The organism is Exiguobacterium sp. s22, assembly GCF_018617455.1.
Classification (GTDB): Bacteria; Bacillota; Bacilli; order Exiguobacteriales; family Exiguobacteriaceae; genus Exiguobacterium.
In genome coordinates this window covers 683,061-709,040 of sequence record NZ_JACSKD010000001.1, presented here as the reverse complement: position 1 = coordinate 709,040, position 25,980 = coordinate 683,061, and the positions used below count along the sequence as shown (strand labels likewise).

The 25,980-nt window shown below is 45.7% G+C and carries 34 protein-coding genes; 29 read left to right on the top strand and 5 right to left on the bottom strand.

Annotation, left to right across the window (positions count from 1 at the left end; translation table 11 throughout):
• Window positions 1-7: 7 nt before the first annotated feature.
• The 4 genes from KNO94_RS03730 to KNO94_RS03715 all read left to right on the top strand — a co-directional run bounded on the left by KNO94_RS03730 (window position 8) and on the right by KNO94_RS03715 (window position 4,423).
• Entirely contained in the window at window positions 8-1,039 is a 1,032-nt protein-coding gene (locus tag KNO94_RS03730) for a M42 family metallopeptidase (RefSeq protein WP_214777569.1), read from the top strand.
• On the top strand, window positions 1,036-1,230 hold the full coding sequence (locus tag KNO94_RS03725; RefSeq protein ID WP_214741141.1) for a YqgQ family protein: 195 nt from the start codon (window positions 1,036-1,038) through the stop codon (window positions 1,228-1,230). The genes KNO94_RS03730 and KNO94_RS03725 overlap by 4 nt, the downstream gene beginning before the upstream one ends.
• A 92-nt stretch (window positions 1,231-1,322) precedes the next feature.
• Window positions 1,323-2,285, top strand: coding sequence for an ROK family glucokinase (locus tag KNO94_RS03720; protein ID WP_214777567.1), 963 nt, complete (start codon window positions 1,323-1,325; stop codon window positions 2,283-2,285).
• Window positions 2,286-2,506: 221 nt separating this feature from the next.
• Entirely contained in the window at window positions 2,507-4,423 is a 1,917-nt protein-coding gene (locus tag KNO94_RS03715; RefSeq protein WP_214777565.1) for an LTA synthase family protein, read from the top strand.
• Between the two features lie 131 nt (window positions 4,424-4,554).
• Here KNO94_RS03715 and KNO94_RS03710 read toward each other — a convergent pair whose 3' ends face one another.
• Window positions 4,555-4,734 (bottom strand): DUF2759 domain-containing protein, encoded by a 180-nt coding sequence (locus tag KNO94_RS03710; protein ID WP_214741135.1) that lies wholly within the window; start codon window positions 4,732-4,734, stop codon window positions 4,555-4,557.
• 157 nt (window positions 4,735-4,891) lie between these two features.
• Between KNO94_RS03710 and KNO94_RS03705 the strand changes: the two genes are divergently transcribed.
• The gene (locus KNO94_RS03705) at window positions 4,892-5,509 is read left to right on the top strand and encodes an MBL fold metallo-hydrolase (RefSeq protein WP_214777563.1); all 618 of its coding nucleotides are present in this window, start codon (window positions 4,892-4,894) and stop codon (window positions 5,507-5,509) included.
• A gap of 33 nt (window positions 5,510-5,542) precedes the next feature.
• On the opposite strand, the gene KNO94_RS03700 is transcribed toward KNO94_RS03705, so the two are convergent.
• A complete protein-coding gene (locus KNO94_RS03700; protein ID WP_012726597.1) occupies window positions 5,543-5,806 on the bottom strand; it encodes a DUF2626 domain-containing protein in 264 nt (87 codons plus the stop codon).
• Between the two features lie 248 nt (window positions 5,807-6,054).
• Between KNO94_RS03700 and KNO94_RS03695 the strand changes: the two genes are divergently transcribed.
• From KNO94_RS03695 to gcvPB, 12 genes are all read left to right on the top strand, one after another.
• Window positions 6,055-6,441 (top strand): Spx/MgsR family RNA polymerase-binding regulatory protein, encoded by a 387-nt coding sequence (locus tag KNO94_RS03695; RefSeq protein WP_214741131.1) that lies wholly within the window; start codon window positions 6,055-6,057, stop codon window positions 6,439-6,441.
• 58 nt (window positions 6,442-6,499) lie between these two features.
• Complete coding sequence (locus tag KNO94_RS03690; RefSeq protein WP_214777561.1) at window positions 6,500-7,324, top strand: ATPase, T2SS/T4P/T4SS family; 825 nt, start codon at window positions 6,500-6,502, stop codon at window positions 7,322-7,324.
• On the top strand, window positions 7,288-8,265 hold the full coding sequence (locus KNO94_RS03685) for a type II secretion system F family protein (protein WP_214777559.1): 978 nt from the start codon (window positions 7,288-7,290) through the stop codon (window positions 8,263-8,265). The genes KNO94_RS03690 and KNO94_RS03685 overlap by 37 nt, the downstream gene beginning before the upstream one ends.
• A 15-nt stretch (window positions 8,266-8,280) precedes the next feature.
• The gene (locus KNO94_RS03680) at window positions 8,281-8,583 is read left to right on the top strand and encodes a prepilin-type N-terminal cleavage/methylation domain-containing protein (RefSeq protein ID WP_214777556.1); all 303 of its coding nucleotides are present in this window, start codon (window positions 8,281-8,283) and stop codon (window positions 8,581-8,583) included.
• Between the two features lie 29 nt (window positions 8,584-8,612).
• Complete coding sequence (locus tag KNO94_RS03675) at window positions 8,613-9,011, top strand: prepilin-type cleavage/methylation domain-containing protein (RefSeq protein WP_353047819.1); 399 nt, start codon at window positions 8,613-8,615, stop codon at window positions 9,009-9,011.
• A gap of 1 nt (window position 9,012) precedes the next feature.
• Window positions 9,013-9,234, top strand: coding sequence for a hypothetical protein (locus tag KNO94_RS03670; protein ID WP_251125778.1), 222 nt, complete (start codon window positions 9,013-9,015; stop codon window positions 9,232-9,234).
• A 49-nt stretch (window positions 9,235-9,283) separates the two neighbouring features.
• Window positions 9,284-9,664, top strand: a complete 381-nt coding sequence (locus tag KNO94_RS03665; protein WP_214777549.1) for a hypothetical protein — start codon at window positions 9,284-9,286, stop codon at window positions 9,662-9,664.
• 255 nt (window positions 9,665-9,919) lie between these two features.
• Window positions 9,920-10,408 (top strand): shikimate kinase, encoded by a 489-nt coding sequence (locus KNO94_RS03660; RefSeq protein ID WP_214741116.1) that lies wholly within the window; start codon window positions 9,920-9,922, stop codon window positions 10,406-10,408.
• Entirely contained in the window at window positions 10,405-10,743 is a 339-nt protein-coding gene (locus KNO94_RS03655) for a hypothetical protein (protein WP_214777547.1), read from the top strand. Before KNO94_RS03660 ends, KNO94_RS03655 begins: the two co-directional genes overlap by 4 nt.
• 148 nt (window positions 10,744-10,891) lie before the next feature.
• Complete coding sequence (gene gcvT / locus KNO94_RS03650) at window positions 10,892-11,968, top strand: glycine cleavage system aminomethyltransferase GcvT (protein ID WP_214777545.1); 1,077 nt, start codon at window positions 10,892-10,894, stop codon at window positions 11,966-11,968.
• Window positions 11,969-11,993: 25 nt separating this feature from the next.
• The gene (gene gcvPA / locus KNO94_RS03645) at window positions 11,994-13,331 is read left to right on the top strand and encodes an aminomethyl-transferring glycine dehydrogenase subunit GcvPA (protein ID WP_214777639.1); all 1,338 of its coding nucleotides are present in this window, start codon (window positions 11,994-11,996) and stop codon (window positions 13,329-13,331) included.
• Complete coding sequence (gene gcvPB, locus KNO94_RS03640) at window positions 13,331-14,806, top strand: aminomethyl-transferring glycine dehydrogenase subunit GcvPB (RefSeq protein WP_214777543.1); 1,476 nt, start codon at window positions 13,331-13,333, stop codon at window positions 14,804-14,806. Before gcvPA ends, gcvPB begins: the two co-directional genes overlap by 1 nt.
• A 39-nt stretch (window positions 14,807-14,845) precedes the next feature.
• Here gcvPB and KNO94_RS03635 read toward each other — a convergent pair whose 3' ends face one another.
• The gene (locus KNO94_RS03635) at window positions 14,846-15,226 is read right to left on the bottom strand and encodes a rhodanese-like domain-containing protein (protein WP_083600098.1); all 381 of its coding nucleotides are present in this window, start codon (window positions 15,224-15,226) and stop codon (window positions 14,846-14,848) included.
• A 162-nt stretch (window positions 15,227-15,388) separates the two neighbouring features.
• On the opposite strand from KNO94_RS03635, the gene mntR reads away from it, so the two are divergent.
• Complete coding sequence (mntR, locus tag KNO94_RS03630) at window positions 15,389-15,817, top strand: transcriptional regulator MntR (protein WP_214777541.1); 429 nt, start codon at window positions 15,389-15,391, stop codon at window positions 15,815-15,817.
• Between the two features lie 175 nt (window positions 15,818-15,992).
• Entirely contained in the window at window positions 15,993-16,520 is a 528-nt protein-coding gene (hpt, locus tag KNO94_RS03625) for a hypoxanthine phosphoribosyltransferase (RefSeq protein WP_214741106.1), read from the top strand.
• Window positions 16,521-16,542: 22 nt separating this feature from the next.
• Here the strand turns inward: hpt and KNO94_RS03620 are convergent, their stop codons facing one another.
• Both KNO94_RS03620 and KNO94_RS03615 read right to left on the bottom strand, forming a co-directional pair.
• Window positions 16,543-16,953, bottom strand: coding sequence for an SA1362 family protein (locus KNO94_RS03620; protein WP_214741104.1), 411 nt, complete (start codon window positions 16,951-16,953; stop codon window positions 16,543-16,545).
• A gap of 14 nt (window positions 16,954-16,967) precedes the next feature.
• Complete coding sequence (locus tag KNO94_RS03615) at window positions 16,968-17,909, bottom strand: DUF1385 domain-containing protein (RefSeq protein WP_214741101.1); 942 nt, start codon at window positions 17,907-17,909, stop codon at window positions 16,968-16,970.
• Between the two features lie 141 nt (window positions 17,910-18,050).
• Between KNO94_RS03615 and aroQ the strand changes: the two genes are divergently transcribed.
• From aroQ to KNO94_RS03565, 10 genes are all read left to right on the top strand, one after another.
• Window positions 18,051-18,488 (top strand): type II 3-dehydroquinate dehydratase, encoded by a 438-nt coding sequence (aroQ, locus tag KNO94_RS03610; RefSeq protein ID WP_214741099.1) that lies wholly within the window; start codon window positions 18,051-18,053, stop codon window positions 18,486-18,488.
• Entirely contained in the window at window positions 18,484-19,551 is a 1,068-nt protein-coding gene (locus KNO94_RS03605; protein ID WP_214777637.1) for a M24 family metallopeptidase, read from the top strand. The genes aroQ and KNO94_RS03605 overlap by 5 nt, the downstream gene beginning before the upstream one ends.
• 29 nt (window positions 19,552-19,580) lie before the next feature.
• Complete coding sequence (gene efp, locus KNO94_RS03600) at window positions 19,581-20,147, top strand: elongation factor P (RefSeq protein ID WP_214741095.1); 567 nt, start codon at window positions 19,581-19,583, stop codon at window positions 20,145-20,147.
• Window positions 20,148-20,264: 117 nt separating this feature from the next.
• Entirely contained in the window at window positions 20,265-20,714 is a 450-nt protein-coding gene (accB, locus tag KNO94_RS03595; protein ID WP_214777539.1) for an acetyl-CoA carboxylase biotin carboxyl carrier protein, read from the top strand.
• Window positions 20,715-20,721: 7 nt separating this feature from the next.
• Complete coding sequence (accC, locus tag KNO94_RS03590) at window positions 20,722-22,065, top strand: acetyl-CoA carboxylase biotin carboxylase subunit (RefSeq protein WP_214741093.1); 1,344 nt, start codon at window positions 20,722-20,724, stop codon at window positions 22,063-22,065.
• Between the two features lie 112 nt (window positions 22,066-22,177).
• Window positions 22,178-22,564, top strand: coding sequence for a transcription antitermination factor NusB (nusB, locus tag KNO94_RS03585; protein ID WP_012726574.1), 387 nt, complete (start codon window positions 22,178-22,180; stop codon window positions 22,562-22,564).
• A gap of 64 nt (window positions 22,565-22,628) precedes the next feature.
• Window positions 22,629-23,465 (top strand): bifunctional methylenetetrahydrofolate dehydrogenase/methenyltetrahydrofolate cyclohydrolase FolD, encoded by an 837-nt coding sequence (gene folD / locus KNO94_RS03580; protein ID WP_214741092.1) that lies wholly within the window; start codon window positions 22,629-22,631, stop codon window positions 23,463-23,465.
• Window positions 23,458-24,804: an exodeoxyribonuclease VII large subunit gene (gene xseA, locus KNO94_RS03575; protein WP_214777537.1), complete on the top strand. Its 1,347-nt coding sequence runs from the start codon at window positions 23,458-23,460 to the stop codon at window positions 24,802-24,804. The genes folD and xseA overlap by 8 nt, the downstream gene beginning before the upstream one ends.
• On the top strand, window positions 24,779-25,003 hold the full coding sequence (gene xseB, locus KNO94_RS03570) for an exodeoxyribonuclease VII small subunit (RefSeq protein WP_214741090.1): 225 nt from the start codon (window positions 24,779-24,781) through the stop codon (window positions 25,001-25,003). The genes xseA and xseB overlap by 26 nt, the downstream gene beginning before the upstream one ends.
• Complete coding sequence (locus KNO94_RS03565) at window positions 25,000-25,878, top strand: polyprenyl synthetase family protein (RefSeq protein WP_214777535.1); 879 nt, start codon at window positions 25,000-25,002, stop codon at window positions 25,876-25,878. Before xseB ends, KNO94_RS03565 begins: the two co-directional genes overlap by 4 nt.
• Window positions 25,879-25,980 lie beyond the last annotated feature (102 nt).

The window sequence follows — 25,980 nt, the reverse complement described above, 5'->3', positions numbered from 1 at the left end:
GAGCAAAATGAACAAGATGATGGATACATTAAAGACATTGGTGAATATTCCGAGTCCGTCTGGTATGACGGAAGAAGCTATTTCATATACGGAGAGCGAGTTACGCGCTCTCGGAGTTACTACGTCTCGGCTACATAAAGGAGCATTGCTAGCGACGTTTCCTGGCCGGTCAACAAAAGCGCGTCTGTTAACAGCGCACGTCGATACGTTAGGGGCGATGGTGAAAGAAATCTTGCCGAGTGGGCGTTTACGTTTGACCCAAGTCGGTGGATACGCCTGGACGGCAATCGAGGGGGAGAACTGTCTTATTCATCGTGAAGAAAGAGAAGCCATTGAAGGTACGATTCTCATTCATCAGTCGAGTGTGCACGTTTATAAGGATGCCAACTCTGCGGAGCGTTCAGCATCGAACATAGAAGTCCGACTCGATGAAAAGGTTCACTCGCGTGAAGAAGTGAACGCACTAGGGATTGAAGTGGGTGATTTCGTCTCATTTGACCCGCGTTTTAAAGTGACGTCTTCAGGTTATGTGAAATCACGCCATTTGGATGATAAGGCATCCGTCGCTATTTTATTAGACCTCGCAAAAGACTTGGTCGATCAAGACTTACCACATACAGTTCATTACTTGATCTCAAACTATGAGGAAGTCGGCTTCGGAGGGAATGCAGGTATTCCAGAAGCGGTTGTGGAGTATGTCGCTGTCGATATGGGGGCACTAGGGGATGGTCAACATTCAGATGAATATACCGTCTCAATCTGTGCCAAAGACTCTTCTGGACCATATGACATCGGATTGCGTCGGAAATTTACGTCACTTTGTAAGTCTTACGAGATTGACTATAAGGTAGACATATATCCATACTATGGTTCAGATGCATCAGCCGCCATTCGTGCCGGTTATGATGTACGACACGCATTGGTTGGACCTGGAATCGAATCCAGTCATAGCTATGAGCGGACTCATACGTCATCTATGGAAGCCACGAGAGAACTGCTATACCGTTATGTGCAATCAACGATGGAGGAAGAAGCATGAAAAACTTTTATGATGTCCAGCAGTTTTTAAAATCATTCGGAACCATTATTTACATCGGAGAACGGGATGCTGAAATCTCACTCATGATGATGGAGCTTGATGAAATGTATGAGGGGGGCATCATCGAACAACGTGTTTATGATACGGCTAAAATCATTTTGACCCATGAATTGAAAAATTCAACGGATTGACAGAAACCCCTTAGTGCAAAGGGTTGCACTAAGGGGATAATAGTGTACACTAATCAATGAAAGCGATTTAGTTGAGATGAGGAGTGAACGATATGAAATGGTTACTAGGGATCGACATCGGAGGTACAACGGTGAAGATGGCTGTTTTAGACATGAACGGCATCATTTCTGATAAGTGGGAAGTCAAAACGGATATTCGAGAAAACGGTGTACATATCCCGAAGGACATTGCAGCTTCTTTTGAAACATATTTAGAGACATCAGGTAAAAAGAAAGAAGATTTTGCGGGCGCTGGGATCGGCGCGCCAGGGTTCATCAACTTCTCAGAAGGGGTTGTTGAATATTCTCCAAATATCGGGTGGAAAGACTTCGCACTTGTGAGCGAATTCGAACAGGCGGTCGGTCTTCCGGCTGTACTTGAAAACGATGCGAATACTGCAGCGCTCGGTGAAATGTGGAAAGGCGCTGGAGAAGGGGCATCTGAATTGTTGGCGATTACGCTTGGAACGGGCGTCGGTGGTGGTGTGATCACAAATGGAAATATCGTCCACGGAACAGCAGGTATGGCTGGAGAGATTGGTCATATTACGGTAGAGCGTGATGATACGAAAGCTGTGAAGTGTGGTTGTGGTCGTTTGGGATGTATCGAAACCATTGCATCCGCTACTGGCATCTCACGATTGGCTCTGCAGAAACGGAAAAATCAAGACACATCCTTGAACGACCTAAAGGAAGTGACGGCACGTGACGTCTTTGAAGCATATAAGGCGGGCGATTCAATCGCAACATCAGTCATTGACGAAATGACGGAATATCTTGGCTTGACGATTTCGAACATCGCGAACACGCTCAATCCAAAAATGATTGTCATCGGGGGCGGCGTCTCTAAAGCTGGTGATGCATTACTCGAACCGTTAAACGCTCAATTTAAACGGTTTGCGCTCGAACGCGTCTACGAGTCAACGACTTTCAAAATCGCAGAACTTGAAAACGATGCCGGAGTAATCGGATGTGCGTGGTTAGCACGTAAACACTTCCTTCCGACACGCGTATAATGACGACACGTCTGCTTGATGCAGGCGTGTTTTCTTATGGGAAAGGGTATGGGATATTGTAAAATTTGTAACGTCATAGTTGATTTTTTATTAAAAAAGGAGTAAGATTTGGTCTTGATACTGGACGTGTACTATTCATTTTGAATTGTACAATGTATGAACAAATATAAAAATGGCTATGAAAACTTGTCTAAAAACTGAAAAGAGGAGGAGACCGTCTGATGAATTCATCTCAACGCTTCTCGAAGCTATCGACGAGACTGAACGACACGGTCCGTGCTTCGTTTCAAGAATATCGTTTATTTTGGATTTTTACGTTATTGCTTTGGACGAAGACGTACATCGTCTATCAATTTTTCTTTAACATTCCGATTGAAAACACTGCGCAGGCATTTATCTTACTGATTAGCCCAATCAGTTCGACCTTATTCCTGTTCGCCTTCCACTTCTTCTTTAAAGGAAACAAACAAAAATGGGTGCTCTTCACCCTTTATGCGGTTGCTTCATTCGTTCTGTTTGCGGATGCCGTGTATTTTCGGGAATTCACGGACTATTTGACAGTTCCTGTCATCATGCAACCGTCGAACATGGAGACGATCTCTTCATCGTTCACTTCATTATTAGAGTGGAAAGACTTGATTATTCTTGGTGATGTGTTCGTTCTTCCATTTATTCTATGGCGGATGAACTTGAAAGAGAATGCGGCATCACATCGTCGTGCTCTCATCACATTTGTGGCAGCCGTATCTGTATTCTTATTCAACCTTTCTTTGGCTGAGACGGAGCGCCCTGAATTGTTGACTCGCTCATTTGACCGTGAGCTTTTAGTGAAAAACATCGGAACATTTAATTTCCATGTATATGATGCGATGCTTCAAACAAAAACATCTGCTCAAAAGGCAATGGCGGACGAATCAGAACTCGCAACAATCGAACAGTTCACTCGTCAAAACTATGCTGCACCGAATCCAGATTTGTTCGGGAAGTATAAAGGGAAGAACGTCATCGTCGTTTCGTTTGAATCGACTCAGAACTTCACGCACAATATGAAAGCACCGAATGGAGAGTACATTACGCCGAACTTGAACAAGTTGATCGATGAATCTCATTATTGGCCAAACTATTACCATACTGTTGGTCAAGGGAAAACATCGGATGCAGAGTTTGCGCTAGATAACTCTTTATATGGCTTACCGCGTGGTGCCGTATACTTTACGAACGCAGATAACGAATATCAGGCACTTCCTGAGTTAATTAAAGAAGACAACTATTACTCAGCAGTGTTCCATGCGAACAACAAATCGTTCTGGAACCGTGATCAAATGTATAAAAATATAGGGGTCGACAAGTTCTTTGATGAGAAGAGCTATGACCTCGGTAATCCTGAAAATATGACAGAGTGGGGTCTTCTAGACGATAGCTTCTTCGAGCAATCGATTCCAATGCTTAAAGAATTACCGGAACCGTATTACGCGAAGTTCATTACGTTGACGAACCACTTCCCATATACGATGCCGAGTGAGGACTATGAGCTCGTACCGAAGTTCGAGACAAGCTCGACCACGTTGAACAATTTCCCTCAGGCACTCGCCTATCAAGATTACGCACTCGGTCTCTTCATCGATCAATTGAAAGAGAACGGGATGTGGGATGATACCATCTTTGTCGTCTATGGTGACCACTATGGAATTTCGACAAACCACAACGATGCGATGGCTGAGTTGCTCGGAAAAGACGAATTGACGCCTTTCGATGTAGCGAAGTTACAACAAGTACCATTCGCAATCCATTTACCGGATCAGAAGAAAGGTGAAGTGCATGAGACGATCGGGAGTCATGTCGACATGAAACCGACAATCTTACACCTTCTTGGAATTGATACGTCGGATACGATTGGATTCGGGAACGACTTGTTCTCAGAAAATCGTAACAGTCGTGCTATTTTCCGTGACGGTACGGTCGTGACGGATGAGTATGTATGGACGCAATCGACATGTTACAATGCGACTTCTGGTGAAGTTGTGGAAGACACGTCGCTATGTGGTCCGATGACAGAAGAAGCGGAAAAGATTTTGCAAATGAACGACGACTTAATTTATTCCGATCTTCTTCGTTTCAAAGAACAGACAAAAGAATAAGCAGTTTACGGACCGATCCATTTAGTGGAACGGTCCGTTTTTTATTTGAATTCATTTTCATGGACAGAGGTTCAACTAAAAAAATGAAACAAAAAAGCGACCGAAGTCGCTTAATGATTGCGTGATGCCAATTAACCTGGAATTCCACCGTAGATTAAGGTAGCGATTCCAAAGAATCCGAATACGAGTACAGTTAAACCTGCAAATACGAGCGGAAAGAATTGGCGTTTTTGGAATGAACGAAGCATTCCCCAGATAGCCACAATCGCAATGATGACGGACATCCATCCGAACGGTTCATACAAATGCATGACGAGTTCCCCCTTTAATTATACGTCATGAAATTCATAAAAATTTCACTGAAATATCATTATTATTTTATCCGATTATTAGGGCGCTGTCGAGTAAAGGTTGACATCGATACAATTTTGCCACAATATTGTTTTGAACAAGAAGGGGATGAACGATATGCAAATCAAAAAGATTACATCTGGTTTAGCGCAAGAGAATGGATACGTCTTAGAAAAGGATGGCACGGTGGTGGTCATTGACCCAGGAACCGATGATCCACGCTTCTTTGAAGTGATCGATCGATTCGGGACACCCTCGGCGATATTGTTGACGCATGCGCATTTTGATCATATCGGTGGCATCGATGCACTTCGCGAACGCTATCAAATACCTGTGTATATACATCGTCTTGAAACCGATTGGTTAACGAATGGAGAAAAGAATGGGGCCTCTGCGTTTAATTTACCGATGCCTTCGATGAAACCCGCAGAGAAAACATATGAAGATGATGTTTTAAGAATCGGGAATCTCACATTTCAAATCTATCATACACCGGGTCATTCCCCAGGAAGTGTCGTATTGTATATGGCTGATGAAAAGACTGCTTTTTGTGGTGACTTGATTTTTAAACAATCCGTCGGACGGACGGATCTGTTTGGTGGTGACCAGTCAACATTAATGGGGTCTATCGATCGGATGAAGCAACTCCTTCCTGATGAGACGATCCTTTACTCGGGACACGGTCCGCAGACGACGCTCGAAGAAGAAAAACGTACAAATCCGTTTTTCACATAATAAAAAAGATTGTCTCCGGTGAGACAATCTTTTTTACATTTGGAAGTTGCTCCAATACGTAAAGACAACGAAGAAAATTGTCAAATACGCACCGAACACATATACATACGTTTTTTCAGTTAACTTTAAGTAACCAAGAGCGACGAAGAAAATCGTTTGTGCTAAGAAGACAAGTCCCATCACGATAAAGTCGCCGGTATGTTCACTACTGCTTTGGTCGCCGCCTAGTGCGCCTACGAAAGCAAGTGCCGCTACTAACCCAGTCCAAAAGCCTAGGACACGAAACATTCTTGCCATGTTAATCCCCCCATACGTGCATTATTCCATTCTCATTCACTATTTTACCAACACATTCGAAAAAATGCTATGGAAACGTGAGAATTGAGCAAAATAATCGTGAAAAATATGTGAAGTGAATACGGAAAATAAAGTTGTACAAAAAAATAAAAAAGTTGTACAAAAAGTGTACAAAAGGGGTATAGGGATGTATAATCAACTTATACAAACTGAGCGAAGTGAGAAGTTGAATGAGGGAGGAACATATAATGGCATCAGAACTAATGTTTTACACGTATCCAAGTTGTACATCATGTAGAAAGACGAAAGCGTTTTTACAAGAACAGGAACTGCAAGTGAGCGAACGTCATATTTTCAGAGATGCACCGACTGTCGATGAACTATTACAGTTACTTGCGATTAGTGAGGAAGGCGTTGACTCCCTCCTTGCGACGAGAAGCCAGGCCTTCAAACAACTTGATGTTGATGTGGAGGATTTGAAATTAAGTGAATTACTCAAATTGATGAGTGAAAATCCAAAACTACTAAAACGTCCGATCCTGACTGATGGAAAAGAAGTGATTGTCGGCTATGACAAGGTTTCAATCGAAACATATGCGCGTCGTCATAATGTCGTTTCAGTCCAAGTTTCATAAAACAAGTCCACTTTTAACTTAGTGGGCTTTTTTTTATGCTTATAGCGAGGTGATCGAGATGAAGGAGCTCATTGAAGAACTAGTAATTTCGGCACGTCGAGTCGGCGCGAGCGATCTTCACTTTATACCGGATTTCGATAAGGTGAAAATTCAAATCAGATCTGCGATGAGATTAGTCGAGTTTCGATCAATCGATGTTGATCTGTATGATCGACTGACGTTTCATATGCGCTATTGGTGTTCATTATCTGAAACGAATCAACGGATTCCGCAGTCCGGTGTCTACGAACTGAATCAAGATGTGATTCGAGTGACATTTTTGCCTTCATTTACTCAGACGATGATGTCTTGGAGGATTCCGCACCATGTGTTCGAACTTGATGAACTGTTACATGTACATGATGTAGAACGTTTTAACAAAATGGTAGCGGCTCGTCGTGGACTATTCTTCATAGGTGGGTCTACTGGAGCTGGGAAGACCACGGTATTATATGCATTATTAAATCAATTGAAGCATGAACGAATTGTAACGATTGAGAACCCACCGGAGCAGGTCGTTGAAGGGGTTATTCAATTAGAGGTGAACGCGAAAGCAGGACTAGGGCATCAGCAGTTGTTAAAAGAAACGCTTCGTGCAGATCCGGATATCATTGTCATCGGGGAAGTTCGGACTGAAGAAGAGCTACTTGTCGCATATGATGCCGCGCTCAGTGGACATATGACTATTACCACGTTCCATACAGCATCCATAGAAGACGGAGAGAGACGATTGGAGCAGCTTCTTGGGAGGTCGTCTGTTGAAAGACATTGGTGTGTATTGACCCGGAATCAGGAGGTGACTTGTGAATGGTCCGCACTGACTTCAACTCATCCGCTCGATTGATTCAACGATTCCTACGTCTTCAGTCCCGAGGAGTCTCGCTTAAAACGACGATGGAAACATTGGAGTTTCATGAGAGAGGGAATATGAAAGAAAAGGTTCATCACATGAGGATGCTATTAGAGTCGGGCACAGAGTTGTCTAAAGTGTTCTCGGTGATTGTCACGAATAAACAGATGCAAGAGATGTTACATACAGCGGAACAGAGCGGTCGATTCATCGATGGATTGTCTCAAGTTGTTCAAGTGTTAGAAATGAGGCAGCGCGGTAAAAAAGAATTGAAACGACTCATCCGCTATCCGTTGCTCATTTTTTTCATCCTACTTCTGTTAGGCATGATTTATGCGTTATACATTTTTCCGAAGTTGATGGGAATGGTAGATCTTTCATCGCATAGCGGAGTGGCTACGGTTCTATTATCCCGTTGGTTCTTTCCGATACTATTTTGTACGTTCTTCACGATAGGCGTAATCTTATACGTTTTACATCGGAGAGGAACCGAACTTCCATTCTACATATGGAAACGAGGAAAAACATTATATATGACGTATCTATTCGTCAGTGAACTGTCATTGCTTCAGAAGACCGAGACAAATATCCGTCAAATCATTTCGCGACTTTCCGATGAGGAAGGGGAGATGGCTGAACTGGCAAAACGAATTCATCAGCGAATGTCTGACGGGAAGAGTATTGAGGACGCAACGAAAAGTGAGCCGTTCATTGACTATGAGGTCGTGAGTTTATTGGGTGTAGGGGCGATGAGTGGTGAGCTCGGCGAATTGATGTCCCTTCATCGAGAGCTCGTTTTCGAAGAAATGGAGCAGTATATTCGAAGTCTAATTGAAAAAGTAGAACCAGCTTTATATGGCGTGTTAAGCATGATGATTGCAGTCTTATTTTATACCTTGTATTTGCCGGTCAAACTCATTATGGCCCAATTATGAAGGGGGAACTTACACATGAAGGAAGAGGAAGGGTTCACACTGATTGAAATGGCGGCAGTTCTGTTAATTATTTCCGTGCTTCTTTTATTGCTTGTCCCATCTCTAACGGAAGGGAAGTCGCGGGCGGATCAAGTAAGTTGTGAAGGGAGCGTGCGAATTGTCGAGTCCGAAATTAATTTGCACTACGCAGAGCATAAAGGATATCCGGTGACGTTAGAGGAAATCAATCGAGCCTCTGCTAAAGACCCACTCGTTTATAGTTGTCAATCGGTCGACTATACGTATTCGCCTCTCGACGGAACATTGACTAGACAATGAGGGGCTATACGTTAGTGGAAGTGACCTGGGTGTTAGTGGTCTTATCTTTTCTACTACTCATCAGCACGCCGGTTGTGAAGCCATTCGAACGAATTGAACTTTTCGACTTTACTGACTCATTAGTTGCCGACATTCAAGAAGCGGGACAGTATCCGTATATTTCTGAGGATGGGAGTTGCGTGCCAAAATTGCTTTGGGTTTCGAAACAAAAAACGTACCTTATTGTATGTGGGAGAAGTGTGGTTCGAGAAGTGGATGTGCCGAGTGGCGTAAAGGTATACTTGCCTTCATATCATACAATCACCTTTTCACAAGCGACGGCGGCTTATGCAGGTCAATGGAAATTTGTCAGTGGAAAAACGTCTGTGACGCTTAAGTTTCGAATCGGTACATACGAACCGGAGGTGATTGTTCGTGAAGATGGATGAGATGGGCTATTCACTGTGGGAATTGAGTGTCAGCATTGCGGTTGTGATGGGGTGGTTCTTCATATTGACATCATTCGTAGTGCAAGGGAATGAACGAGTCGATCGACTGAGTGAAACGTTGTTTATTTTTGAGCGATTACAAGGGGAGGTGCTACTTGAGGCTGCTGAACCGTCAGGACGTGAACAAGTATGTGAGAAAGAATTTTGTTTACCGACATTATGAAAATGGGTTTACGATGATTGAAATGACGTTCGTTTTGCTGATTCTACCCATGTTTCTTTTCCTTTTAGTTGAACTGCTTACTCTGGGTCAACATCTTTATGAACAGCCTAAATGGAACCATCATACGACACCGCAATTGATTGTACGTCGTTTGATGGGGAGTGAAAATTGCCGTGTCGATGCCGGGCGGTTGCGAGGTGATTTCGTCAAATCGGATGAGGAGCGGTGGCCATGGACAATCAAACAGGTAAACGGCAATTTGGTGATGGTGGGAGACGGAGGAGGGAACTTACTCTTTTTAAGAGGAATCAATCAGTATCATGTCGAATCGGTCGGGGTAGGATTTCAAATTTCATGGACCGATTCATCGTACAAAAGAGAGCGGCACGTCATGTGTATGAACGTGGATTCTTCCTCATCGTCACCCTGACCTTGATTGTATGGTTACTAGGAGCTGCATTATTTTGGTATACTGATGTAGAGAGAACGACAAGGCAAATCTCCGATGAAATATTGTCTATTCGTTTCGAATCACATTTGTTATTGGCAAAAGGACGATGCAAAGAGCACCCTTTGACGATTCATAAACCGACGGGTACTGTGACATGTCGGCCGATTGCACCCAATCGAACTGAAGTGGACATGGTATTATCATCCGGTGAACGTCATAAAGAGGTGATGACTTATGAATGACAAACCGTTTTACATTGTGGGATTTATGGGTACAGGTAAATCTACCTTATTCCCACTATTGAGAGAAGCGGGTGAAACGGTTGATTTGGATCAGTGTATTGAAGCCCAGATAGGGATGGATATTGCTACATATTTTAAACAGTTCGGTGAGTCAGCGTTTCGGGAAGTAGAAACAGAAGTTCTACGACAAGTCGACGCGGACTTTGTACTGACAGGAGGCGGGATTATTGAGCGACCTGAAAATATGCGATGGATGCGTGATCATGGGACTGTGCTTCATTTAGACCTGCCGTTTGAAATATGTTGGGAACGGATCAAGGCATCTGATCGCCCGCTAGTTCAAAAAGGACGAACGAAAGTGAAGGAGTTATATGAGCGACGTGATGCATCCTACCGGGAAGCGGACGAGTCTATTGATGCAACGCAAACGCCAGAAGACATTGCAGAATACATTATTCGTTTGAAGGAGAGGAACGTATGATTTGGATAAATCTCGCAATCATTGGACTAGCAATAGTTGGACTTGGGGTATATGGTTACCTCTTATTTAAAAATAAAATGAAGCCTGAATTCGGCCGCTTGAACCGCCTAACGGAACGGTTTAAACTTCGGGCAGACGTGATTGGTCAACAGGTCAATGAGATCAAAGGACACGTGGATGCGGTCAACCGATCTGTTACCCAAATAAAAGAGTTTGGGGTCAATGCGAAGAGTGAATCGATTGAATTGAAGCAAGCCGCCGTTGAGCTAACTCATGAAATCAAACGGACAGCTGGAATTGAACGTTCTGACGTTTCCACCGAGTCGAAAATATGAAATAATGAGGATGAAAACGTTTTCGTTTTCCATCCTTTTTCTTTTTCTCTTTTTTACCTATGCAGAAGGTTTAAAAATTGTTAAAGTGAAATGGAAAACGAAAGATTTCAAAAACAAAAGCATTTTATGTTCGGGATTGGGGGATATTATGGAAAAGGTTACTTTGAAACGTACGCCTTTGTTCGATTTAATCGAACCGAAGGCGAAGATGGTTGATTTTGCGGGATTTGAAATGCCGATTATGTTCTCTTCGATTAAAGAAGAGCATTTGGCTGTACGTCAAAACGTGGGGATGTTTGATGTATCTCACATGGGAGAAATTCGAATCGAAGGGCCGGACGCACTTGAGCAAGTTCAAAACTTGGTGACGAATGATATCTCGAAGATAAAAGTCGGTCAAGCCCAGTACAATCTTCTCTGCCTAGAAGACGGCGGCGTTGTAGATGATTTACTTGTCTACCGTTTAGATGAGGATGCTTATTGGCTCGTTGTCAATGCATCGAATATCGAAAAGGATGAAGCGCACATTCGTCGATACGTGAACGGTGATGTTGTCGTGACGAATGAATCGGATGAATACGGTCAAATTGCGATTCAAGGGCCACATGCACAATCTGTGCTTCAAACCATCACAAATGTGGCGCTTGATGAAATCGGGTTCTTCAAATTCATGAATGGGGACGTGGCGGGTGTGCCGTCGATTATCTCTAGAAGTGGATATACTGGGGAAGATGGATTTGAGATATATGCTCGTTCAGAAGCGATTTCTGCTATTTGGGAAGCACTTGAAGCCGAGGGTGTTACTCCGTGTGGACTGGGCGCACGCGATACATTACGTTTCGAAGCGTGTTTGCCGCTTTACGGTCATGAGTTGGATGAGTCGGTCACGCCGTTCGAAGCGAATCTCAATTTTGCCGTCAAGCTAGATACTGATTTTGTTGGTAAGGAAGCACTCGTCACTCAAAAAGAAAACATTCCGAATCGATTGATTGGATTGAGATTGCTCGGTCGTGGGATTGCCCGCCAAGGGGCGCAAGTTGAATTGGATGGGAATGTAATCGGCGTTGTCACGACCGGTACGATGCCTCCGACTGTAAATGAATCAATCGCATGGGCACGAGTCGATGCACGTTACAAAGATGAAGATCGTTTTGTCATCGACATCCGTGGCAAAAAGATTGAAGCCGAACGCGTACCGACACCTTTCTATAAACGAACGAAATGAAACAGGGGGATTCAGAATGAACAGAATGGAATTTCGTTATTTACCGATGACCGAACAAGATGAACGAGACATGTTAGAGACAATCGGCGTCGATTCAATCGAAGCGCTTCTTTCGGATATTCCAGAAACACTTCGCGAACAAGCATCATTGGCGGCGATCGGGGCTCCGCTTCCGGAAGTCGATCTCGTTCGTCATATGACGAAATTGGCCGATAAGAACAAACATACGAAATCGTACCCGAGCTTCCTTGGGGCAGGGATGTATGATCATCTTTCACCGAGTGTGATGAACCATATGCTTTTGCGTTCTGAATTCTATACGGCGTATACGCCATATCAACCTGAGATTTCACAAGGTGAACTTCAGGCGATGTTTGAATTTCAAACAATGATTTGTGAATTGACAGGGATGGACGTCGCGAACTCTTCGATGTACGACGGGATTACAGCTCTTGCTGAGGCGACATACTTAGCGAGTGCACAGACGAAGAAGAAACGTGTCGTCGTCTCCGGTGCGGTGCATCCTGAAGCGAAGGACGTGATCCGTACGTATGCGGACGGACCAGGACTGTCAGTCGACTATACAGATGTGTTGAACGGGGTAACAGATGTGTCCGACCTCGACTTGACGGACGCATCGTGTCTTGTCGTTCAATATCCGAACTTCTACGGTCGCATTGAAGACTTAGAAAAAATGGCGGAGCTGGCTCACGAAGCCGGTGCGCTCTTCATCGTGTCGAGCAACCCGCTCGCCCTCGGGATTTTGGAGTCGCCAGGGGCACTCGGTGCGGACATCACGGTCGGGGATGCACAGCCATTTGGTATTCCGCAAAGTTTTGGTGGACCGTCATGTGGATACTTCGCGGTCAAAAAATCTTTGATGCGTAAACTACCGGGGCGACTTGTCGGTCAAACAGTCGACGAGGACGGCAAACGCGGATTCGTGTTGACACTTCAAGCACGGGAACAGCATATCCGTCGTGATAAAGCGACATCTAATATCTGTTCGAACCAAGCGCTCAACGCGTTGGCTGCTTCGATCACGATGTCTGCTTTAGGAAAATACGGTATTCGTGATATGGCCGTTCGAAACATTCAAACTGCTCATTATATGAAAGAAACGTTAAAAGCTGCAGGATTCAACATTATTGATGAAGGACCGATGTTCAATGAGTTTGTCGTGGACTTTGGGCGTGACGCAGAAGACGTGTCGCGTCATCTACTTGAGCATGGGATGATTGGTGGTCTCCCGCTCGGTACGTATGAAGAGGAACGTCAGACACAGATGTTGGTTTGCGCGACGGAGTTGCGTACGAAAGAAGAGATTGACCAGTTTGTCGAAGTGGTTGGGGGGATGAAATAATGCAACACGAGCAAACGCTAATTTTTGAAGTATCACGTGAAGGACGTACAGGATATAATTTGCCGACACCGACTGTCCCTGAGGTGGACCTTGAGACATTGTTACCGGCTACGATGATTCGAAAAGAGGCAGCGGAACTTCCGGAAGTATCTGAACTCGATGTCGTTCGCCATTACACGTCTCTATCTACACGAAACCATGGGGTCGATTCAGGCTTTTATCCGCTAGGTTCATGTACGATGAAATATAATCCGAAAGTGAACGAAGATATGGCTCGTCTTTCTGGATTTGCACATATTCACCCGTTGCAACCGGTCGAGACGATTCAAGGTGCGCTTGAGCTCATGGTGGACTTACAGGAGCAACTCGCTGAAATCACAGGTATGGACGAAGTCACATTGCAACCTGCGGCAGGGGCGCACGGTGAATGGACAGGTCTCATGTTGATCAAAGCGTTCCATGAGCGTAATGGGGATACGGCCCGTACGAAAGTACTCGTCCCAGACTCGGCGCACGGAACAAACCCAGCGTCTGCAGTCGTTGCTGGATTTGAGACGGTAACCGTCAAGTCGGATGAGCGCGGTCTTGTCGATTTGGATGATTTGAAGTCAAAAGTTGGATCGGATACAGCTGCGCTCATGCTAACAAACCCGAATACGCTTGGACTATTTGAGGCAGATATCCTTGAAATCTCAAAAGTCGTTCATGGAGCTGGCGGGAAGCTGTATTATGATGGTGCGAACTCAAACGCGATTCTCGGGATCGCTCGTCCGGGGGACATGGGCTTTGACGTCGTCCACTTGAATCTTCATAAAACGTTCACTGGCCCACACGGCGGTGGAGGTCCAGGCTCAGGTCCAGTCGGGGTGAAACGCGATTTGATTCCATTCCTTCCTACTCCAATCGTGACGAAGACAGAAGATGGATACGGTCTCGATTACGACCGTCCACATTCAATCGGTCGAATCAAACCATTCTATGGAAACTTCGGGATCAACGTTCGTGCGTATAGCTACATTAAGACGATGGGCGCTGAAGGGTTGACACGAGTATCACGTGAAGCGGTCCTCAACGCCAACTATATGTTCGCGCGACTAAAAGATGCGTTTGACGTGCCATATGATACGTATTGCAAACACGAGTTCGTCTTGTCAGGGAAACGTCAAAAAGCCCTCGGGGTACGTACACTCGATATCGCGAAACGTCTTCTTGACTTCGGTTACCACCCACCGACAATCTATTTCCCGTTAAATGTCGAGGAATGCATCATGGTGGAACCGACAGAGACGGAATCAAAAGAAACACTCGATGCGTTCTGTGATGCGATGCTCCAGATTGCCAAAGAGGCAGAAGAGAATCCGGAAATCGTTCAGACGGCTCCGCATACGACGGTCGTCAAACGGATGGACGAGACACTCGCTGCCCGTAAGCCGATTTTGAAATATGAGCGTCGTGAGACGTCATCTGTAAAATAAAAAACGGGCGAGTCGATGATCAAATCGACCGCCCATTCTTTATGCTTTTTTAATCTTGCCCTTCCAGTTCTTGAAGCCACCTTCAAGCATGTAAATATTATTATAGCCGTTCTTCATGAGAAGTTTAGCCGCCTGGTTTGAACGTGAACTACCTTGGCAGTAAATCAAGATGGGTTGGTCTTTACGCAATTCTTTCATGCGCATCTTCAACTGACCGACCGGGATATTCCGAGCGCCGACGATATGTCCACCTTTATATTCGTTCGGTTCACGCACATCGATCAACTGACCTTTTCGAAGTGAAGCGCGGAATTCTTCTTGTTTCATTTTTTTCAACCCGCGAGCTGGCATGAAACGCCATACGATATAGGCGATCAAGGCAACCCATAGGAGGATGACGAGGATTGTTTCGATTCCCATAGATGTTCTTCCTTTCTCTTTCAAAGTTACCATATCTCATTATAATGAATTTAAGGTCATGAGACAATGATTGACTCAATCAATCGGGGCTTTCCCTTTCGATTTCATGCCAGTTAGGATAAAATAAAAAAGGAAACCGGAACATTAGGGGAGGTCGTGCCCATGCCGACACCGAGTATGGAAGATTATTTAGAACGCATTTACTTATTGATGTCAGAGAAAGGATATGCACGAGTATCTGACATTGCCGAACATTTAGGGGTACATCCTTCCTCTGTCACCAAGATGGTCCAAAAGTTGGATCGTGAAGAATATTTGGTCTACGAAAAATATCGTGGGCTCATGCTGACAAAAAAAGGTCAAAAGATAGGAAAACGATTGGTCGAGCGACATGCGATGCTCGAGTCTTTTTTACGTCTGATCGGTGTAGATGAAGCAGATGTATACGAGGATGTCGAAGGAATCGAGCATCATCTGAGCTCAAATACACTCGACTGTATGACGCAGTTCGTAGAATTTTTTGAGGATAAACCGGAACTCATGGACCAATTTAAAGTATTCCGCGAACAAGAACGAATTACCGAAGAATAAGGTTTGGAAAAACGTCAATCTGAAACGGTTGGCGTTTTATATTTAGTAAATATCCACTTAAAACCGAACATAAAGTTTATTTTATTCTTATAATGTTTATTTTTAGGGTTCGTATATGCTAATATTAATCGTGGATTGAATAATTAGGGGGTGACGGCGAACATTCGCCTAAGTCATGGAGATTCAAATTAAAGGGAAACTATTTGATGAACAACAGATTCAAACGCGTGTGAAAGAATTGGCAGAGGAAATTGAGCACGATGCAATGGGAACACCGATTGTCATCGTCGCTGTATTGAAAGGGTCAATGGTCTTTGCGGCAGATTTGATGCGTTATATGAAAGGTAGCGTTCAATTGGACACTGTAGCGACGTCTTCATACGGGAAAAAGACGGTTTCTAGCGGTAGTGTCCAACTTCGTAAAGACTTAGATCTCGACGTCGAAGGAAAATATGTGGTCATTATCGAGGACATCATCGACACGGGGCAGACATTGAAATTCTTGTGCAAACATATGGAGCTCCATCAACCGAAACAATTGAAAATCTGCACGTTGCTTGATAAACCGGCACGACGTCTTGTTCAGTTGGACGCAGACTATGTCGGATTTGAAATCCCAGATGAGTTTGTCATCGGGTATGGCATTGATTATGCGGAGCAATATCGAAATCTTCCTTACATCGGATATGTAGAGACGAATTAAAAGGAGCGCCGCGGCGCTCCTTTTACATATTCGCTTTCTTTTTCTTCTTGCCTTTTTTCCCCTCGATTACTGTTAAGTGAGGGGGGTTGCTCCGGTGTGTGCTCGAACGTTTAGACAACTTCGTAACGTTTGATCCCGGTTTTTTGTTCTTCTTATTCTTCATGGACGCGGAAGGTCTGACTTGAGGTCCGCGGGTACCTTGCATCCGTTTTTTAGAGGCTTGAGCTGTTTTACGATAACGCATATCTTCTGGGGACATACGTCGTCCGATAAAAAAGCGATAGATCACATAAAAGACTAACCCGAATATCCCGATGAACAACAATTGCCGAAACAGGCGACCGGGGTCGGTGGCGAGCATATGTCCTACCCCGATGAAACCAAGGATGAACACGATTGTTGCAGCGGTCGAACCAATTCTTTGTCTGATCATGGTGCTTCCTCCTCTTATCCCTCTCTATGAACGACCGATTCTCCTAACTCTTTCCGCTCCCAAGCTTCAAATGCTTCGATGGCGACTTGAATCTGGTCATCGTTTGGTTCCCGGGTCGTTAATAGTTGCAACGATAGTCCGGGTTTCCCGAGAAATGACAGATAGCGATGATCGCGGAAACGGTTAGTAAATTGAAGGACTTCAAATGAGATTCCGATGACAACCGGCAAAAGCGCGATTCGGCTGACGAGTCGCAACCAAAGCGGATCGATTGGCACGATCATATAGACGCCAATTCCAACGAAAACGGTAAACAAGATAAAGCTTGAGCCACAACGATAATGGAGACGTGAGCTCTGGCGAACATGTTCAACCGTAATCGGCAGTCCGGACTCATAACAGTTGATGACCTTGTGCTCAGCACCGTGATATTGAAAGACGCGTTTGATGAGTGGCGTCAAAGAAATAATATAGAGGTAACTGAGTAGCAATACTAATTTTATTCCCCCTTCAAGGAGGTTTTGAATCACATGTCCGGAAAATAGCGGTACGTCTTGGAACATGGCCGCAAGTAATGCTGGCGTCACGTTGAAGATTAATTTTCCGAAGATGTACGAGACGACACCGACGATTGCGATGAAGGCAATCATCCAAATGCTTTGTTTTTGATCATCGTCTGACTGTACATCGTCACTCGGGTCGACATCGTAGCGGTCACTCGCAAAGTTCATGTGAGCGGACCCATTTTTAAGTGATTCATAGAGTGCGACGATTCCTCTAAGGAACGGTACTTTTTTTAAGGATTGGACCCAAGGAACGAGGATTCGTGCTTGCTCAAACGTTTCAATGGTGCCGTCCTTTCGTCGGATGGCAGAGGCGCTTTCGGAACGGCCCTGAAACATGACGCCTTCCACGAGCGCCTGTCCTCCGACGGGGATGGTTGGTTTAGAATTCATTCACTTTCCTCGATTCTTACAGTATTGTACTTGAATTATACCGTGATTCATAAAAAAAACGAAAGGGTAGAAGGCACAATTCACGTTCTTTCGATAAATTTGTTACAATAGATAAGACTTGACGAACGAGGGGGAAGAAGATTGCGGATCTTAGTATTAAACGGGCCGAATTTAAATTTACTTGGCCGTCGTGAGCCTGACGTGTATGGGGACGTGTCATTAAAAGGATTAGCGGCCGAATTGTTGCTCGTCGCTCCCGAGAATGTTGAACTCATCTTTAAACAGTCAAATCATGAGGGTGAGTTGATTGACGCCCTTCACGATGCGTTTGATTACGAAGGTGTTATCTTGAACGCTGGAGCGTATACGCATACGTCGATTGCGATTCGAGATGCTATATCCGCGATTGCTGCCCCGGTCGTTGAAGTACATATCTCGAATGTGCATGCTCGTGAGACCTTTCGGCACGAATCGAAAATCGCTGGTGTTTGCATCGGTGTGATTGCAGGATTCGGTCTCACCAGCTATACGTTAGCTTTGCATGCACTACTCGAACATTGGAGGAATCGACATGATTGAACGCGTAAACAAACTGCAAGCACAGTTAGAGGCAAACGAGATTGACGCATTGCTCGTCACTAAGCGTGAGAATATCCGTTACTTATCAGGATTTACTGGATCAAGCGGTGTCATCGTCATCACGACAAAATCAGCAAGTTTCATTACGGATTTCCGCTATACGGAACAAGCGAATGATCAAGTGAAAGGATATGACATCATTCAACTCGATACTTCGCTTATTCAATCGGTTGCTGACGTTGTATCACGCGAGTCGGTCGCTCGTCTCGGAATCGAGCAAGACGCGATGACAGTCGGTCAGTTCCGCGCCTACGAAAAAGAAGTGGATGCTAAACTCATCGAGACATCAGGAATCGTAGAAAAACTGCGCTTGATTAAGGATGAATCAGAGATTAAGATTATGAAGGAAGCTGCGGCAATCGCTGATGAGGCGTATACCCACATCCAGACGTTTATCCGCCCTGGTCGCACGGAGAGAGAAGTTGCAAATGAACTTGAGATGTTCATGCGCTCAAAAGGTGCAGACTCATCATCATTTGATATGATCGTTGCATCTGGTTTACGCTCGGCACTTCCACACGGTGTGGCGAGCGATAAAGTCATCGAATCAGGTGAACTGGTCACGCTTGATTTTGGAGCGTATTATAAAGGGTACTGCTCTGATATCACGCGTACGCTTGCCGTCGGTCCAATCTCGGATGAACTACGTCAAATCTATGACACGGTACTCCGCGCTCAGCTCGCTGGTGTCGAAGGCACGCGTGCCGGCATCACGGGTATTGAAGCGGATGCATTGACACGTGACATCATTAAAGATGCAGGGTATGGTGAGTACTTCGGTCATTCAACTGGTCATGGTCTCGGTATGGAAGTGCACGAGGCGCCAGGACTATCATTCCGTTCAGAGACAGTTCTCGAGCCAGGTATGGTCGTGACAATCGAACCGGGAATTTACATCAATGGCGTCGGTGGTTGCCGAATTGAAGACGATGTCGTCATCACAGAGGACGGATGTTACCGTCTGACGCAGTCACCAAAAGAGTTAATCACGATTGAGGCATAAGTCTCGTCTGAATTTAGGAGGAAATGAATATGGTATCAGTTAACGATTTAAAAACAGGATTGACGGTTAAAACGTCTGACGGTTCGATTTGGCAAGTCATCGAATTCCAACACGTGAAACCAGGTAAAGGCGCGGCATTCGTCCGTACAAAAATGCGTAACTTGCGTAACGGAGCCATTCAAGAAACGACGTTCCGCGGTGGAGAAAAAATCGAACGCGCTCACATCGAGCGTAAACGTATGCAGTACCTCTACCCAATGGGTGACACGTATGTCTTCATGGACAATGAATCATACGAGCAACTTGAATTGACAAGCGAACAAGTTAAATCAGCGCTTCCATACTTGCTTGAAAACATGGAAGTTAGCATCGCTGACTATAACGGCGAAATTCTCGGAATCGAACTTCCGACAAGCGTTGTCTTGACAATCGTTGAGGCAGATCCTGGCGTCAAAGGCGACACGGCATCAAACGTTAAGAAAAACGCGACAGTAGAAACGGGACATATCATCCAAGTACCACTTTTCATCGAACCAGGTGAAAAAGTAACGGTTGATACACGTACTGGAGAATTCATGGGTCGTTACAACGGTTAATCTTTCAGAGTGTTCATTCGAATGAATGAGCACTCTTTTTTTCTCGTTGCATTCATTGGTCTGACCAGTTATAGTGAAGTAGAGATTAGTACCAGGTATAAACAGGGGGTAAGAAAGATGCAAATCGATCAAATCAAAGAGCTCATTCAACTATTGGACCAGTCTTCTGTCCATGAGATGGAGCTTGAAACATCTGATTTCAAACTTTCACTGAAGAAAGAAACACAATCTGTCATGAGCGCACCGGTCATGCAGGCACAAGCGGTCACACCATCTGCACCTGCTCCTCAGGTTGAAGAGAAAATAGAAGAAGTGACGCAAGAAAAGGCGTCTTATCGTACAATCACATCCCCGATGGTCGGGACATTTTATTCGCGTCCTGCTCCGGATAAAGAAGCATTCGTGAATGTCGGCGACCGCGTGGAGTCAGGGCAAATCGTTTGTATCTTAGAGGCGATGAAACTGTTTAACGATGTCGAAGCGGAAATTAGTGGCGAAATCGTAGAAATTCTCGTTGCTGACGGCGATCTTGTCGAATTCGGTCAACCGCTATTCAGCGTGAAGTGAGGTCGTTATGAAATTATTAATTGCTAACCGTGGAGAAATCGCGGTTCGAATCATACGTGCAGCAAAGGAACTGAATATCCCGACGGTCGCTGTCTTTTCGGAAGCGGACCGCGAGGCACTTCACGTGCATTTGGCCGATGAAGCGTACTGTATTGGACCGAATCCGTCGAAAGATTCCTATTTGAATATCCCGAATATTTTATCGGTGGCATGTGCAGTAGATGCGACGATGGTGCACCCGGGATACGGCTTTTTAGCTGAAAATGCGGAGTTCGCAGAGATGTGTGAAGCATGTGGGATCCAATTCGTTGGACCTAGTAGTTACGCGATTCGCAAGATGGGAATCAAGGATGAGGCGAAACGAACGATGATTGAGTCCGGCGTTCCAGTCGTTCCAGGTTCGACTGGTGTTGTTACGGATGAAGAAGCCATCGAACTTGCCCGTGAAATGGGTTATCCTGTCATCATCAAAGCGACAGCTGGTGGTGGAGGACGTGGTATCCGTGTCGCTCGAGACGAGAACGAACTCGTTCAAGGGTTGGTCGCGACACGTAAAGAAGCGAAGCAGGCGTTCGGGAATGGTGACGTGTATCTCGAGAAGTTCATCGAGTCGTTCCGTCACGTCGAAGTGCAGGTTCTCGCTGACCAATTCGGCAATGTCATTCACTTAGGTGAACGTGACTGTACGATTCAGCGACGTATGCAAAAACTCGTTGAAGAAGCACCGTCACCTGCGATTGATGAAACAACCCGCAAACTAATGGGCGATGCGGCCGTCAAGGCGGCAAAAGCCATTCAGTACTCGGGAGCGGGGACCATCGAGTTCATTTACGTTCCAGAATCAAACGAGTTCTACTTCATGGAGATGAACACACGGATTCAGGTCGAGCATCCAGTTACTGAAATGATCACGGGATTCGACCTCGTTCAAGCACAACTTGAAGTGGCACTCGGACATCCACTCGCTATTTCACAAGAAGACATTACGTTCTCGGGACATTCGATCGAGTGTCGAATCAATGCGGAGGATCCGTTCATGGACTTCCGTCCGATGGCTGGGAAAATCGATCAATATATCGTTCCGGGCGGCATGGGCGTTCGTGTCGATAGCGGTCTATACGCTGGGGCGATGATCCCACCTTTCTATGACTCGATGGTAGCGAAATTGATTGTTCATGCACCGACTCGTGATGAGGCTATTTTGAAGATGTTACGTGCATTGGATGAGTTTACGGTTTCTGGTATTAAAACGACGATTCCGTTCCATCAACAAGTCATGGCACATGAGCAGTTCCGCATCGGGACGTTCGATACGAAATTCGTTGAAAAAGAAATGTCATTGGCAAAATAACTCGAACCAGGAAGCCCGAACATTATTTCGGTTTCCTGGTTTTTTGTACTGAATTTATGAGTGCTTTATGCTAAACTATCACAATGAAAGCATGTAAAAGGAGAGTAACTGAATGAAACGTCATGAAGCACGAGAGAAAGCGATTCAAACGCTTTTTCAAATCGAAGTATCAAAACTAGAGGTAGACGAAGCGATCGAGTTCGCATTGGACGGTGAAGAGTCTGATCCGTTTTACGAACAGCTCGTCACAGGAACGCTAGAGCATATCGAGGATATCGATGCGTTGCTCGTTGAGAACTTGAAAAACTGGCGCTTGGATCGCCTCGGAAACGTTGAACGTACGATTCTTCGAATGGCAACGTTCGAATTATTATATGTGGAAACAATTCCAGAGAACGTCACGATTAACGAGGCGGTCGAACTCGCGAAATCGTTCGGAGACGAAGAGGCCGGTAAACTTGTCAATGGCGTACTCGGAAATATTATTAAAGAAGACTAAAAAAATAGAGATAAGACACCAGACCAACTACAGAAAAACCTAAAGACAACGGGGGATGAGAGAGATGGCAGTAGTGATCGACGGGAAACAAGTGGCAGCATCGTATCGAGAAACGTTAAAAGAGCGTGTGGCGGATCTTCGCGCACATGGCATCGTACCGAAATTAAAAGTAGTGTTGATTGGGGATGACCCAGCGAGTCATAGCTATGTACGAGGGAAGGAACGGGCGGCAGAAGAAATCGGAATCGATTCACAAGTCCTCCGTTTTGATGAAACGATTAGCGAGAAGGAATTGCTCGACTTGATTGACATGATGAATGCGGATGAGGAAGTTCACGGGATTCTCGTGCAACTCCCGTTACCGAAACACATCGACGAATCACGAGTCATCATGCGCATCTCTCCTGAAAAGGACGTAGATGGATTCCATCCCGAGAACGTCGGAAAGATGATGCTCGGTTTAGATACCTTACTTCCATGCACGCCTCACGGCATCTTGCACCTTGCAAAAACACAAACTGAGATTGCCGGAAAGCACGTTGTCGTCGTCGGTCGCAGTCAAATTGTTGGAAAACCGGTAGGCATGTTGTTTTTGAATGAATCAGCAACGGTCACATATTGCCACTCGAAAACGAGTGACCTTGGAGAAATGACACGACAAGCTGACATCTTAATTGTCGCAGTTGGGCGTGCACGTCTCGTCACGGCGGATATGGTTAAACCCGGTGCGCTCGTCATCGATGTCGGCGTCAACCGAGTCGAAGGGCGCCTTGTGGGTGACGTAGATTATGAAGCCGTTAAAGAGAAGGCGAGTGCCATCACTCCTGTGCCGGGTGGGGTCGGTCCGATGACCATCACGATGCTCATGCATAATACAGTCGAGGTGGCATCACGTGGCTAACCCACTTCCGGTATCTGAAGTTGTCCGATATGTGAAGCGACAACTCGATGATGATGTATTGCTTCGGCAAGTCGCGGTCATCGGTGAAATCTCAAACTTCAAACGCTATTCATCTGGACATTGTTATTTCACGTTGAAAGATGATGCCTCTCGCATGAAAGCCGTCATGTTTTCTCGCGATGCCAAGCAGCTTCAGTTCGAACCGAAAGATGGGATGAAGGTCATCGCCGTCTCGAGGGTGACGATGTATGAGGCAACGGGTGATGTGCAACTATACGTTGAATTAATGCGCCAAGATGGCATCGGCCTGCTGTTTGAACGATATGAGGCGAGAAAACGAGAACTCGAGGAGATGGGTTGGTTCGACGAGAATCGAAAACATCCGCTCCCTAAGTTTCCAGAACGAATCGGGATCGTGACGTCTCCTAAGGGTGCTGCACTGCACGATATCGCGACCACACTTCGTCGTCGTGCTCCGCATGTTGCCATTACGTTCGCCCCTGTTGCTGTACAAGGCGAGATGGCGGCCCCACAAGTCGCGTCTGCCATTCGCTGGATGAACGAACGCACCGATTGTGACGTACTCATTGTCGGTCGTGGGGGAGGTTCTATTGAAGAACTGTGGGCATTTAATGAAGATGTCGTGGTGGAAGCAATCTATGCTTCCACCATTCCTATCATTTCAGCTGTCGGTCACGAAACGGATTTTACGCTGTCCGACTTTGTCGCTGATGTTCGGGCAGCGACTCCGACAGCTGCGGCGGAACTTGCCACAGCGATGATCGAGGCGCAGCGAAAAGATATTGAGCGTTTGGACATCCATCTGCACAAAACCATCAAAAACCAACTGGAAGATTCTCGCATCCGTGTCGAACGGATGATCAATAGTTACGGATTGAAATCGCCACGGTATACAATTTCTCAGAAACGGGAACGATTTGCCCAATCGGAAGTCCGCCTTGAGCAAGGGATGAAGCGTCATCTGAACGAAGCGACGCATCAGCTTCGTCAGTTGTCGCAACAGCTCGATGTAAAACGATTCTTAAAGACGTTGTCGCAGCATGGGGAGAAGATCGATCAAACAGTCGATCGACTTCATCGAACAAAGCCATTGGAGCATTCAAAACAACAGTTCGCCCACCAAGTAGGGCGATTGCACGCGGTCAGTCCACTAGCTGTCTTATCACGTGGCTATACATTCATTGAACAAGATGGTGTCTATGTACAAAATGTGAAACAATTACGCGACGGTGACATTTCAATCCGTTTTCGAGATGGTCATGCGGTCGCCGAGGTGAAGGAGAGGATTGTCGGTGACGGAAAAAGAACAGACATTTGAAGCGGCGCTTGAGCGCCTCGAACAAATCGTTGCGCAGCTTGAGAGCGGTGATGTTCCATTAGAGGAAGCGATGACTCTTTATGAGGAAGGTGTCCGTTTGTCTGCAATGTGCCAGACAAAACTCTCTGCCGCAGAAAAGAAAATGGATGAAATTTTAGAACTTGACGGTACCCTTCGTGAAAAAGGAGGGTCCGCATGAACCGTACCGATGACTTGAACAAATGGAAGCGAACTGTCGAGGAGACGATGCAGGAACTCATCGAATCAAGTGAGATGCCGAAACGTCTTCGGGATGCAATGTCGTACTCGCTAGAGGCTGGCGGGAAACGCATTCGTCCGGCCCTCGTTTATGCCGTTCTTGAAACGTACGGCGTTCCGGTCGTGTGCGGGCGGGAAGTCGCATCCGCACTCGAGATGGTTCATACATACTCGCTCATACATGATGACTTGCCTGCGATGGATGATGACGATCTTCGTCGTGGCCGTCCGACGAACCATCGGCAGTTCGATGAAGCGACCGCAATCTTGGCAGGGGATGCCCTATTGACAGATGCGTTTCGTATTCTTACTGAAATGCCGATTCCAGCAACCGACATCGTCGAAATCATTCGCATTTTCGGTTTGGCGGCAGGCAGTTCAGGAATGGTCGGTGGTCAGTTAGACGATATGTTGGCTGAAAAACGGTCTGACGTCACGCTCCAAGAGCTCCAATCGATCCATGAACGTAAGACGGGTGCGCTACTTGTCTATGCACTTGAAGCCGGTGCGATTTTGGCCGGTGCCTCTCGAAAAGATCGGGCGCGCCTCAAACAGTTCGGACGTCATCTTGGAATCGCTTTTCAGATTCAAGACGATATTCTAGACATCATCGGAGATGAGCAAGCCATTGGAAAGCGCGTCGGCTCGGACGAACAGAATGACAAGACAACATATCCGAAACTACTCGGCTTGGATGGAGCGAAGCGCGCTCTGAACGAAGAAGTGGGAGCGGCACAAGATGCCATTGAATCGCTTTCCGTTCCAGCGCCGTTACTTCTTGAGATGTTGTCATTTGTAGTGAAGCGAAATCATTGAACCCCGGTGACACGATGAGCACATCGTGTCACCTTTGTTTTAGGGGAATGTGTGGCATCTGCCGTCACATTCTTGTAAAATGAAAGGTACGAATCAGTAAAA